This window comes from Streptomyces sp. NPDC044044 (genome assembly GCF_056434405.1).
Genome location: NZ_JBWKFG010000009.1, coordinates 75,814 through 88,041 on the forward strand (window position 1 = coordinate 75,814; position 12,228 = coordinate 88,041).

Consider the following 12,228-nt stretch of genomic DNA (forward strand, 5'->3'; position numbering starts at 1 on the left):
AGCCCCCGCCCGGAGTTCCGGGCGGGGGCTCTCTCCTGTCTCCCGTCTCCCTTTGTGCGCCGCGCGGCGCTACCTTCGAAGTGCACGCCCAACACGCCCAATTCGGACCCTGGGGGCCGGCATGGTCGAGGAGCTGGTGGCGACGGGAGTGGCCGTCGGATGTGCTGGAGCGGTCTATGTGATGGCCGCGGCGCGTGTGGTCAAACAGTACGAACGGGGTGTGGTGCTGCGGCTCGGGCGGCTGCAGCGTTCGGTGCGCGGGCCCGGGTTCACGATGATCGTGCCGTTCGTGGACCGGCTCCGTAAGGTGAACATGCAGATCGTGACGATGCCGGTCCCGGCGCAGGACGGCATCACCCGGGACAACGTCACGGTGCGCGTGGACGCGGTCATCTACTTCAAGGTGATCGATGCCGCCGAGGCCGTCATCCAGGTGGAGGACTACCGCTTCGCGGTCTCGCAGATGGCGCAGACGTCGCTCCGGTCGATCATCGGCAAGAGCGACCTGGACGACCTGCTCTCCAACCGGGAAAAGCTCAACCAGGGCCTGGAGTTGATGATCGACTCGCCCGCCGTCGGGTGGGGCGTGCAGATCGACCGGGTCGAGATCAAGGACGTGTCGCTCCCGGAGACGATGAAGCGCTCCATGGCCCGGCAGGCCGAGGCCGACCGTGAGCGGCGGGCCCGTGTCATCAACGCGGACGCCGAGCTGCAGGCCTCCAAGAAGCTGGCCGAGGCCGCGCACGAGATGGCGGAGGAGCCCGCGGCGCTCCAGCTGCGGCTTCTGCAGACGGTGGTGGCGGTCGCCGCCGAGAAGAACTCGACGCTCGTACTGCCCTTCCCCGTCGAGCTGTTGCGCTTCCTGGAGCGGTCCACGCAGGCGCCGCCGCAGCCCGCCCCGGTGTCCGACGCGCCGGCCGCCGTGGCCGGTCCGCCCGCTGTCGCACTCCCGGAATTCGGTACGGCGGATTCGGAAGCCGGAGAGCCGGACGCGCCAGGAGCGTCGAAAACCGGACAGGACTAGTCCTTACCCGCTGCCGATCACCCGCTCGCACGCGGTGTTTGCAGCGGGAACCGACGTGGTGGGACCGGCGCCGGTGAAGACACGTGAAGACGCGGGGGGCACGCGGTGACCGTCGCGTGCGCGTCCTGAAGTAGACCTTGTGTGCTACCAGGCGGTATCGGGATAGTGGGCCGCACCATTTGGCATGGACGCGGCTGTTGCAGCGTGTGCGACTCCCTGCCGGTACGCCTTCCGGTCCCCAGGTCCCCACACCGAACGGGCCGACCCCCCACAGGAGGACGTGACTTGAAGCACCGACGCATATCCAAGCGACGTGCAGCCGTGGCAGGTGCGGGCATCACCGCACTGATCGCCGCCGGAATCACCTTCCAGACTGCGAACGCGAGTGAGAGTGCCCCGACCCCCACGCCGGACACCCTCTCGGTCGCGAAGGCCGGAAAGCTCGCCTCGTCCCTCGGCAAGGACCTCGGTCTGGACGCGGCCGGAACGTACTACGACGCCAAGGCCAAGAACCTCGTGGTGAACGTCCTCGACCAGAGTGCGGCCGACGCCGTCGAGTCGGCGGGCGCCAAGGCGAGAATCGTCGAGAACTCCCTCGCCGAGCTGAAGAGCGCGCGCTCGACGCTCAGCGACAAGGCGTCCATTCCCGGCACCTCGTGGGCGGTCGACCCGGCCACCAACAAGGTCGTCGTCACGGCGGACCGCACGGTCAAGGGTGCCCAGCTCGACAAGCTCGGCGCGGTCGTGAAGAAGCTCGGATCGAAGGCCGAACTCCAGCGCAGCAAGGGGGAGTTCAAGCCCTTCATCGCGGGTGGCGACGCCATCTGGGGTGGCGGCGGCCGCTGCTCGCTCGGCTTCAACGTGGTCAAGGACGGTGCGCCGCACTTCCTGACCGCGGGCCACTGCACCGAGTCGATCACGAGCTGGTCCGAGGAGCAGGGCGGACCGGTCATCGGTGAGAACGCGGGCTCCAGCTTCCCGGACAACGACTACGGCATCGTCAAGTACAGCGGCGACACCGCGCACCCGAGCGAGGTGAACCTCTACAACGGCTCGACGCAGGCCATCACCAAGGCCGGCGACGCGACCGTGGGCCAGAAGGTGCAGCGCAGCGGCTCGACCACGCAGCTGCACGACGGCTCGGTCACCGGCCTCGACGCCACCGTGAACTACGGCAACGGCGACATCGTCAACGGGCTCATCCAGACCGACGTCTGCGCCGAGCCCGGTGACAGCGGCGGCGCGCTCTTCGCGGGCGACACCGCCCTCGGCCTGACCTCGGGCGGCAGCGGTGACTGCTCTGCCGGTGGGGAGACCTTCTTCCAGCCGGTGCCGGAGGCGCTCTCCGCGTTCGGTGCGGAGATCGGCTGACGCTGACGGCAGGCCCCCGGCAGGGGGCGGCGGGACTTGGGGCCGGTTCGCCGACGGGCGGACCGGCCCCTTTCCGCGAGCCTTGTGAAAGTTTTCACAAAAGGACCTTCGGCCTGCCCTCGAAGGCCCTTCTCGGCGCCTGGGGCGGGATGTGCGGGTGTGCAATGGAGACATAAGCGAAAACGTCTCAGTGAAGGAGCCCCGCCATGGAGGCCGACGAGATGGTGGACGGACTGGTCGGGAGGGCGCTGACCGCGCTCGGCCGGTTCGCGTCGTACGACCAGGAACAGGTCGACCACATCGTCAAGAAGGCCTCACTCGCCGCACTGGGCCGGCACGGGGAACTGGCGAAGCTGGCCGTGGAGGAGACCGGTCGCGGGCTCTTCGAGGACAAGGCCGTCAAGAACCTCTTCGCCTGCGAACACGTCGTCAACTCGATGCGCGGCCTGAGGACCGCGGGCGTCATCTCCCGCGACGAACTGAACGGCATCACGGAAATCGCCGAACCGGTCGGCGTCGTCTGCGCCATGACCCCGGTGACCAACCCGACCTCGACGACCCTCTTCAAGGCCCTCATCGCCCTGAAGACCCGCAACCCCATCGTCTTCGCCTTCCACCCCAGCGCCCAGCGCTGCTCCGCCGAGGCCGCCCGCATCGTGCGCGACGCCGCGATCGAGGCCGGTGCCCCCGCGGACTGCGTGCAGTGGATCGACGAGCCCTCGATGGAGGCGACGGGGCTGCTCATGAACCACGAGGGCGTCTCCACCATCCTCGCCACCGGCGGCAACGCCATGGTCAAGTCCGCCTACTCCTGCGGCAAGCCCGCGCTCGGCGTCGGCGCCGGCAACGTACCCGCGTACGTCACGCGCAGCGGCAGGCTGCGGCGCGCCGTGCACGACATCGTGCTCTCCAAGGCCTTCGACCACGGCATGATCTGCGCCTCCGAGCAGGCCGTGATCCTCGACAAGGAGATCTACGACGAGTCGATCGCGGAGTTCGAGCGGCTCGGCGCGTACGTCGTCACGGCGGCCGAGAAGACCAAGCTGGAGGAGTTCGTCTTCGGGGCGACGGCCTTCGGCGCCGACTGCTCGGGCGCGAAGCTCAACGCGGCCGTCGTCGGCAGGTCCCCGCGGTGGATCGCCGAGCAGGCCGGGTTCGAGGTCCCCGACGGCACGTCGGTCATCGTCGCCGAGTGTGCGGAGGTCGGCGACGCCGAGCCGCTGACCCGCGAGAAGCTCTCCCCGGTCCTGGCCGCGCTGAAGGCCGACTCCACCGAGCAGGGCCTCGAACTGGCGGCCCGGATGGTCGAGTTCAACGGTCTTGGCCACAGCGCCGCCATCCACACCGAGGACGAGGAGCTCGCCGAGGAGTTCGGCAGGCGCGTCAAGGCGGTCCGCGTCATCGTCAACGCGCCCTCGACCTTCGGCGGCATCGGCGACGTCTACAACGCGTTCCTGCCCTCGCTCACCCTCGGCTGCGGCTCCTACGGGCACAACTCGGTGTCGAACAACGTCTCCGCGGTCAACCTCATCAACGTCAAGCGGATCGGACGGCGCAACACCAACATGCAGTGGTTCAAGGTCCCGCCGAAGATCTACTTCGAGCGCAACTCCCTGCGCCACCTGGGCGAGATGGACGGCATCAGGCGGGTCTCGATCGTGACGGACAAGACGATGTCGACGCTCGGCTTCGTCCAGAAGGTGACCGACATCCTCGCGGCCCGCCCCGAAGCCGTCACCGTCCAGGTCATCGACGACGTCGAGCCCAACCCGGAGCTCGCGACCGTGCAGGCCGGGGCGGCGCGCATGCGGGACTTCGAGCCGGACACGATCATCGGGCTCGGCGGTGGCTCGCCGATGGACGCCGCCAAGATCATGTGGCTGATGTACGAACACCCGGAGATCGAGTTCGCGGACACCAAGGAGAAGTTCTTCGACATCCGCAAGCGGGCCTTCAAGTTCCCCGGCCTGGGCGAGAAGGCGCAGATGGTGGCCGTCCCGACCACATCGGGCACGGGCAGCGAGGTCACCCCCTTCGCCGTCATCTCCGACCCGAAGGCCGCGCAGAAGTACCCGCTCGCCGACTACGCCCTCACCCCGAACGTCGCGATCGTCGACCCGGCCCTGCCGATGAAGCTCCCCGCGACCGTTACTGCCGACTCCGGCTTCGACGCGCTGACCCACGCCACCGAGGCATACGTCTCGGTGTACGCGAACGACTACACCGACGGGCTCTGCCTCCAGGCGATCAAGCTCATCTTCGAGAACCTGGAGCGGTGTGTCGTGAGCGGGGCGCAGGACCCCGAGGCGCGCGAGAAGATGCACAACGCCTCGACCGTGGCGGGCATGGCTTTCGCCAACGCCTTCCTGGGCCTGGTGCACGCGATGGCGCACACCCTCGGCAACACCTTCCACGTCTCGCACGGCCGCACCAACGCGCTGCTCCTGCCGCACGTCATCCGGCACAACGGCACGGTGTCGGCCAAGGCGACGCCTTGGCCGAAGGCCGAGGTCTACCGGGCGCCGGAGCGGTTCCAGGAGATCGCCCGGATGCTGGGCCTTCCGGCGGATTCCCCGGAGCAGGGGGTGGAGTCCTACGCCCGTGCGGTCGAGGAGCTGCGTTCCAAGTGCGGTATTCCGGGCTCCTTCGCGGAGGAGGGTGTCGATGAGGCCGCCTTCATCGGGGCCCTGCCGGAGCAGGCGATGAACGCGTACGCGGATCAGTGCGCGCCTGCCAACCCCCGGATGCCGATGCTCTCCGAGATGGAGCAGTTGATGCGGCAGGCCTACTACGGCAACGGGGTGGGTGCCTGACTCCGGTCGCCGTCCGCGGGCCGTAGGCGGCTTGTCGCGCAGCTCCCCGCGCCCCTTCGGGGGCGCGGCTAGCGTTTGGGCCAGTACCAGAGTGGCTCGTCGAGCATGCTCTCCCGGCCTGCGACGTCCGTCTCGCCCGACTCCTTCACCAGCTCTATGGAGTTGACGTCCATCCGGTGGCGCACCGCCCCCTTGGCCACGGCTTCGGCGAGGGGGCGGGCATGGGTCACCAGGACGACCTGCGTGTCCTTCGTCGCGGTCAGGATCAGGTCCGCGAGCGGGCGCAGGAGGTCGGGGTGCAGGCTCGTCTCCGGTTCGTTCAGGACGAGGAGGGACGGCGGCCGGGGCGTGAGCAGGGCCGCGGTCCACAGCAGATAGCGCAGTGTGCCGTCGGACAGTTCGGCGGGGCCCAGCGGGCGCAGCAGTCCGCGCTGGTGCAGCTGGAGTTCGAACCGCCCTCCGTTGTCGACGATCCGCACGCTGCTGCCCGGGAAGGCGTCGTCCACCGCCTCGTCGAGCGCACGGTCGTCGCCGATCTCCCGGATGGTCTGCAGGGCGGCCGCGAGGTCCGCGCCGTCATGGGCGAGGACGGGGGTCCGGGTGCCGATGCGGGCGGCGCGGGCCGGTGCGTCGGCGTCGGTGCGCACGTGGTCGTAGAACCGCCAGGAGCGGATCAGCTCGCGCAGCCTGAGCAGGTCGGGGGCCAGCTGCGGATCGGCGAACTCGCTGAGCATGCTGTCGTACGGCCGGATGCCCTGGGAGCGGTGCCAGCCGCCGTCGGCGGTGCGGGTGCGCACGGCGGGGCCCGCGCGGTCGCAGAGCAGCGCGGCGGTCCGCAGCACGGGACCGGCCCAGGTGGACTCGCGCTTGATCTCCGGGTCGAGGCCGAACATGGAGGGGGCACCGCCCGGACCCGCGCCGCTGGACTGGGGGACGCCGAAGTCGACCGCGTACCCGAACTCGTCGCCCGCGAAGCCCAGGCGCAGGGCGGCGGGCTCCGCCTTGCGCTCGCCCGCCCACATCGCGGAGGGCAGGCCGCCCTCGCGGGCCAGGGCCGCGACCGCGCCGCCCGCCGCGGAGTCGGCGAGCAGCCGCAGCGCGCGGTACAGGCTGGACTTGCCGGTGCCGTTCGCGCCCGTCACGACGTTCAGGCGGTCCAGGGGGACGATCAGTTTGCGCAGGGAGCGGTAGTTCTCGACTGCCAGGGTGGTGATCATTGCTCAAGACTCGCACCCGGGTCTGACAACGGCCGGGGAGCGGCGGCCGGGGGAGCGGGCCGTCACCCGAGGTGGGCGCCGCTGTCCGGTTCCGCTTCCTGCGTCGCGGGCTTCTGGCCCGGCTGCCGGTCCCCGCGCAGCGCGGACATGACCAGGGTGACGGCGGTGCCCACGACCGCCCAGGCGGCGAGCACCAGCATCGGTCCGGTGATCGCGTTGCCCTTGAAGTACGCGATCGAGCGCGCCACCCAGGTGCCCGCGCCCGGCGGCAGCCAGGGGCCGATCTCCTTCCAGAACGGCGGCAGCATCGGCAGCGGGAAGGCGCCGCCCGCGCTCGGGTTGCCCGCGATGACGACGAGCAGGACGGCGAGGCCGATGCCGACGATGCCGGTGAGCGACTGCAGGGCAAGCGTGATCATGCCGACCCCGAAGACGACCAGCGAGCCGAGGCCCCACAGGCCCATGATGCTGCCGGGCAGGGCGCCCAGGATCGGCCCGATGATGAGCGCGCCGCCGAGGCCGCCCGCGATCGAGTAGAGCGCCATGACGCCGGTCCTGATCAGTGCGCGCGGGCCGTTGGCGGCCCGGGAACCCGCGCTGATCGCCAGGATCGAGGCGCACAGATAGCCGCCGACGCACCAGCCGACGACCAGGTAGAACGACGAGAGCCCGTCGAAGTCCTTGGCGGACGCCGGGGCCACGTCCACGGTCCTGACCCCCCGCTTCTCGGCCATGCCGACCTCGGTGGCGATCTTCTCCAGCGCGGTGGCGAGCACGGTGCCGCCGCCCGAGCCGACCAGCAGGGTGTCGGTGGTGCCCCGGGGGTCGACGACCAGGGCGCCGTCGATGTCGCGGTTCATGATCTGGTGCCGGGCCGTGGCCTCGTCCTCGACCACGCGCGGGTCGAGCGGTTCACCGGGGAGTTTCCCGAGCTTGTCCGAGGTCTCCTCGGCCGCGGGCCCCGGAGCGACGACTCCGAAGGGCACGTCTTTCGGCTTCGGGTCGTGCAGGGCCCCTACGTAGGAGGCGATGAACAGCAGCTGCAGGGCCAGTACACCGATGACCAGCAGGGCTGCTCGCGGGGTGACGGCGCTCTTCAACTCATCGGTGAAACTCATGCCCCCACGCTCCGTGGCCCCTGTCGTTCCCGCAGGTGGGCGGGGCCGAATGGGCGAAGAGGGGTGCGGGCCGACCCGGGTGCCGGAGGGGGCGCGGATCGAGTGTCGTACGTACGTTCGAAACGTGGTCTATGGTGGAGGCGGGGGATGTGAGGTCGGATCGGTTCAGGGTTTCAGGAGGTGCGTGTGCCAGGGTTCACGCATCTGCACACCGTCTCCGGGTTCTCCCCGCGGTACGGGGCCTCGCACCCGGAGCGGCTCGCCGAGCGCGCCGCCGAGCGGGGCATGGACGCCCTCGCGCTCACCGACCGGGACACCCTCGCGGGAACCGTCCGGTTCGCCAAGGCCTGCGCGAAGGCGGGGGTGCGGCCGCTGTTCGGCACCGAGCTCGCGGTGGGGGAGCCGGTGCCCGCGAGCGGTGCGCGGCGCCGGACCCCGGTGCGCGGAGGTGCCTTCATCGACGAGTCGACCCCGCGCGTGACCTTCCTCGCCCGTGACGGCGCCATCGGCTGGGCCGCGCTGTGCCGCCTGATCACCGCGGCGCACCGGAGCGGCGAGGGGCAGCCCGTGCTCCCGTGGGAGGAGAACCACGGCGACGGCATGACCGTGCTGCTCGGCCCCGCGTCCGACGTGGGGCGCGCGCTCGCCGCCGGACGCCCCGACCGGGCCGCCCGCCTCCTGGCCCCCTGGCGCGAGCGCTACGGGGACGCGCTGCGCCTGGAGTCCGTGTGGCACGGCCGCGAAGGCACCGGACCCGGCTCGCTCCGCCTCGCCGCCCGCACCGTCGGCTTCGCCGCCGAGCAGGGCGTCCGCCCCGTCCTGAGCAACGCCGTCCGCTACGCCGACGCGGGGCTCGGCCCGGTCGCCGACGTGCTCGACGCCGCGCGCCGCCTCGTCCCCGTCGACCCGACCAGGGAACTCGACGGCGGGGAGCGGTGGTTGAAGGGCGCCGACGCGATGCTGGGCAATGCCGAGCGGATCGTGGAGGCGGCAGGCTTCCGCCGCGACACCGCCCACCGCCTCGTCGAGCAGACCCGGGCGGCAGCCGCCGAGTGCCTCGTCGACCCCGAGGACGACATCGGCATCGGTTCCGTGCGCTTCCCCGAGCCGCACCTCGTCGGCGCGGGGCGCCGCACCGCGCAGCGCGTGCTCGCATCGCGGGCGGCTGCGGGGATGGTGCTGCGGGGATACGACCGCTCCCCGGGCGCCCACGGCTACTGGGAGCGGATGCACCACGAGCTGGACGTCATCGCGTACCACGGCTTCGCCTCCTACTTCCTCACCGTGGCCCAAGTGGTCGACGACGTACGCGACTTGGGGATCCGGGTCGCGGCGCGCGGCTCCGGCGCGGGGTCCCTGGTCAATCACCTCATCGGCATCGCGCACGCCGACCCCGTCGAGCACGGCCTGCTCATGGAGCGGTTCCTGTCCACGCGGCGTGCCGTCCTGCCGGACATCGACATCGACGTGGAGTCGGCCCGCCGCCTTGAGGTCTACCGCGCGATCATCGGCCGCTTCGGCACCGAGCGGGTCGCGACCGTCGCCATGCCCGAGACCTACCGCGTCCGCCACGCCATCCGTGACGTGGGCGCCGCACTCTCCATGGACCCGGCCGAGATCGACAGGATCGCCAAGGCCTTCCCGCACATCCGCGCGCGGGACGCCCGCTCGGCGATGGAGGAGCTGCCCGAACTGAGGGAGGTGGCGGGGGAGGCGGAGAGCCACGGGCGCCTGTGGGAGCTGGTCGAGGCCCTGGACGCGCTGCCGCGCGGGATCGCCATGCACCCATGCGGTGTGCTGCTCTCCGACGCCTCGCTGCTCGAACGCACGCCCGTCGTGCCCACCAGCGGCGAGGGCTTTCCCATGTCCCAGTTCGACAAGGAGGACGTGGAGGATCTCGGGCTGCTCAAGCTCGACGTGCTCGGTGTGCGGATGCAGTCGGCGATGGCGCACGCGGTGGGGGAGATCGAGCGGGCCACGGGCACGCGGGTGGACGTGGACGCGGTGCCGCCGGGCGATCCTGCGACGTATCAACTCATCAAGTCCGCCGAGACGTTGGGCTGCTTCCAGATCGAGTCGCCGGGCCAGCGTGACCTGGTCGGGCGACTTCAGCCCGCGACCTTCCACGACCTGGTCGTCGACATCTCGCTCTTCCGGCCGGGTCCTGTCGCCGCCGACATGGTGCGGCCCTTCATCGAGGCCCGGCACGGCCGCGCGCCCATCCGCTACCCGCACCCGGACCTGGCGGGGCCGCTCAAGGAGACGTACGGCGTCGTCGTCTTCCACGAGCAGATCATCGAGATCGTGGACATCATGACCGGCTGCGGACGCGGCGAGGCGGACCGGGTGCGGCGCGGGCTCTCCGACCCCGAGTCGCAGGGGCGGATCCGGTTCTGGTTCGCGCAGCAGGCGGCGGCGAAGGGATACGACGCCGAGACCATCGGCCGGACCTGGGAGATCATCGAGGCCTTCGGTTCGTACGGCTTCTGCAAGGCGCACGCGGTGGCCTTCGCCGTGCCCACCTACCAGTCGGCGTGGCTGAAGGCCCATCACCCGGCCGCTTTCTACGCCGGGTTGCTCACGCACGACCCCGGCATGTACCCCAAGCGGCTGCTGCTCGCGGACGCGCGGCGGCGGGGGGTGCCCATCCTTCCGCTGGACGTGAACCGGTCCGCGGTCGCTCACCGTATCGAACTGGTGTCTGGTTCTGCGGGTTCGGAGGGCTCTCCCGGCGCTCCGGACCGGTGGGGCCTGCGCCTCGCGCTCAGTGATGTCCACGGCATCAGCGAGGCCGAGGCGGCGCGGATCGCCGACGCCCGGCCCTACGCCTCGCTCCTGGACTTCTGGGAGCGGGCAAGGCCGAGCAAACCGGTCGCGCAGCGCCTCGCGCAGGTCGGCGCGCTCGACGCGTTCGGCGCCAACCGCCGCGACCTGCAACTGCACCTGACGGAGCTGCGGCGGGGCTCGCGGGGCTCCTCGGGGGCCCAACTACCGCTGTCCGGAGGGCGCAAGACGGCCCCCGCGGGGCTGCCCGACCTGGACGACGCGGAACGGCTCAGCGCCGAGCTCGGCGTCCTGGGCATGGACTCCTCGCGCCATCTCATGGGCGACCACGCACAGTTCCTGCGCGAGCTCGGCGTGCTGACGGCCCGTCGCCTGCGGGATGCCGAACACGGGGCGACCGTCCTGGTCGCGGGCGCCAAGGCGGCCACCCAGACCCCGCCGATCCGCTCCGGGAAGCGGGTCATCTTCACCACCCTGGACGACGGCACCGGCCTGGTCGACCTGGCCTTCTTCGACGACGCCCACGAACGGTGCGCGCACACCGTCTTCCACTCCTGGCTGCTCCTCGTCCGCGGAGTGGTGCAGCGGCGCGGCCCGCGCAGCCTCAGCGTGGTCGGCGCCGCGGCATGGAACCTGGCGGAACTGGTGGAGCTGCGCCAGGAGGGCGGGCTCGACGCGGTGGGCGCGCGCCTCGCCGAGCCGGGACCCGAGGGGGAGAGCGAGGGTGACAGGGCCCCGGCGGACGGCGGCGCCCCGCATCCGGACGGCGGTTCCTCGACCCCGGCGGACGGCGGCCGGCGCATCCGGATGTCCACGGGGTACGAGATGCACCCCTGGGCCGACCTCCAGCCGCCCGGCGAACGGGCGGCAACAGGGCGGAAGTTGTGGCACCAGAGCCCAGGGAGCGCGGGATGAGCACCCTGTGCGTACGGTTCCTCCTGCCGCCGATGTACGAGGCGGCCCTGCCCCGACTGCTCCTGCTGCTCGGCGAGTTCAGCCCTGTCGTCGAGGCCCTGCCGCCCGACGCCGCGCTCGTCGACGTACGGGGAGCGATGCGCTACTTCGGGCGTGACGCCGTCGAACTCGCCTCGGTGATACGGGTACGGGCGCTCGCCCTGTACGGGGTGGACTGCGTGATCGGCGCAGGTCCAGGACCGATGCTCGCGCGGATGGCCGTGCGGGAAGCCGGGCCGGGCGTGACCCGGGTCGTGGGCCCGGAGCCCGACGCCGTCGCGGAGTTCCTCGGGCCGAAGCCGGTCGCCGAACTGCCGGGGGTCGGCCGCGCCACCGCCCGCACCCTGTGCTCGTACGGCCTCGACTCCGTCGGCAAGGTGGCCGCAGCGCCGCTGTCCACCCTGCAGCGCCTCGTCGGCGCCCGCGCGGGCCGCGAGCTGCACGAGAAGGCGCACGGCATCGACCGCGCGCGCGTCGTGCCGAACGCCGCCGCCCGCTCCCTCGCATCCGAACGCCCCTTCCCCCGCGACGAATTGGACCCCGCGCGACACCGCAGGGCGCTGCTCTCGCTCACCGACGAACTCGGTGCGCGGATGCGCGACGAGGACCAGGTGTGCCGCTCCCTGACCCTCACCGTGCGGTACGCGGACCGCTCCACCACGACACGCACCCGTACGCTGCCCGAACCGACCGCGCACTCGTCCGCGCTGACCGGATCCGCGTACCGCATGTACGAGGCGCTCGGCCTCCAGCGGGCCCGGGTGCGCGGCATCTCGCTGCGCGCCGAAGGGCTCGGACCCGCCGAACACGCCGCCCACCAGCTGATGTTCGACCCGGTGGACGACAGGGCCCGCAAGATCGAGGCGGTGGCCGACCGGGCGCGGGCGAAGTTCGGTCCCGGCGCGATCGTGCCGGGGACGCTGGCGGCGTAGCACCGTGCTCCGAGG

Annotated in this window: 7 protein-coding genes; 5 read left to right on the forward strand and 2 right to left on the reverse strand. The window is 71.4% G+C overall.

The genetic code is table 11. The features are described 5' to 3' along the window. The first annotated feature begins 121 nt into the window (after positions 1-121). The 3 genes from AC07AG_RS31095 to adhE all read left to right on the forward strand — a co-directional run bounded on the left by AC07AG_RS31095 (position 122) and on the right by adhE (position 5,208). Entirely contained in the window at positions 122-1,024 is a 903-nt protein-coding gene (locus AC07AG_RS31095; protein ID WP_478759464.1) for a slipin family protein, read from the forward strand. Between the two features lie 285 nt (positions 1,025-1,309). Further along, a complete protein-coding gene (locus AC07AG_RS31100) occupies positions 1,310-2,395 on the forward strand; it encodes a S1 family peptidase (protein ID WP_478759465.1) in 1,086 nt (361 codons plus the stop codon). A 206-nt stretch (positions 2,396-2,601) separates the two neighbouring features. Continuing rightward, entirely contained in the window at positions 2,602-5,208 is a 2,607-nt protein-coding gene (adhE, locus tag AC07AG_RS31105; RefSeq protein WP_478759466.1) for a bifunctional acetaldehyde-CoA/alcohol dehydrogenase, read from the forward strand. Positions 5,209-5,276: 68 nt separating this feature from the next. Here adhE and AC07AG_RS31110 read toward each other — a convergent pair whose 3' ends face one another. Together AC07AG_RS31110 and AC07AG_RS31115 are read right to left on the reverse strand one after the other, a co-directional pair. Next, positions 5,277-6,425 carry an AAA family ATPase gene (locus tag AC07AG_RS31110; protein ID WP_478759467.1) on the reverse strand — a complete coding sequence of 383 codons (1,149 nt, stop codon included), beginning with the start codon at positions 6,423-6,425 and terminating at the stop codon, positions 5,277-5,279. A 62-nt stretch (positions 6,426-6,487) separates the two neighbouring features. Further along, positions 6,488-7,543, reverse strand: a complete 1,056-nt coding sequence (locus AC07AG_RS31115; RefSeq protein WP_478759468.1) for an ABC transporter permease — start codon at positions 7,541-7,543, stop codon at positions 6,488-6,490. Positions 7,544-7,729: 186 nt separating this feature from the next. Here AC07AG_RS31115 and AC07AG_RS31120 point away from each other — a divergent pair, with 186 nt between their 5' ends. After that, a complete protein-coding gene (locus tag AC07AG_RS31120) occupies positions 7,730-11,242 on the forward strand; it encodes a DNA polymerase III subunit alpha (protein ID WP_478759469.1) in 3,513 nt (1,170 codons plus the stop codon). Continuing rightward, a complete protein-coding gene (locus AC07AG_RS31125) occupies positions 11,239-12,213 on the forward strand; it encodes a DNA polymerase Y family protein (protein ID WP_478759470.1) in 975 nt (324 codons plus the stop codon). Before AC07AG_RS31120 ends, AC07AG_RS31125 begins: the two co-directional genes overlap by 4 nt. Positions 12,214-12,228 lie beyond the last annotated feature (15 nt).

Bases quoted from the DNA above. Each gene is read 5' to 3' on its own strand.
- AC07AG_RS31095 (WP_478759464.1), top strand. From the start codon at position 122: ATGGTCGAGGAGCTGGTGGCGACGGGAGTGGCCGTCGGATGTGCTGGA.
- adhE (WP_478759466.1), top strand. From the start codon at position 2,602: ATGGAGGCCGACGAGATGGTGGACGGACTGGTCGGGAGGGCGCTGACC.
- AC07AG_RS31110 (WP_478759467.1), bottom strand. From the start codon at position 6,425: ATGATCACCACCCTGGCAGTCGAGAACTACCGCTCCCTGCGCAAACTG.
- AC07AG_RS31115 (WP_478759468.1), bottom strand. From the start codon at position 7,543: ATGAGTTTCACCGATGAGTTGAAGAGCGCCGTCACCCCGCGAGCAGCC.
- AC07AG_RS31125 (WP_478759470.1), top strand. From the start codon at position 11,239: ATGAGCACCCTGTGCGTACGGTTCCTCCTGCCGCCGATGTACGAGGCG.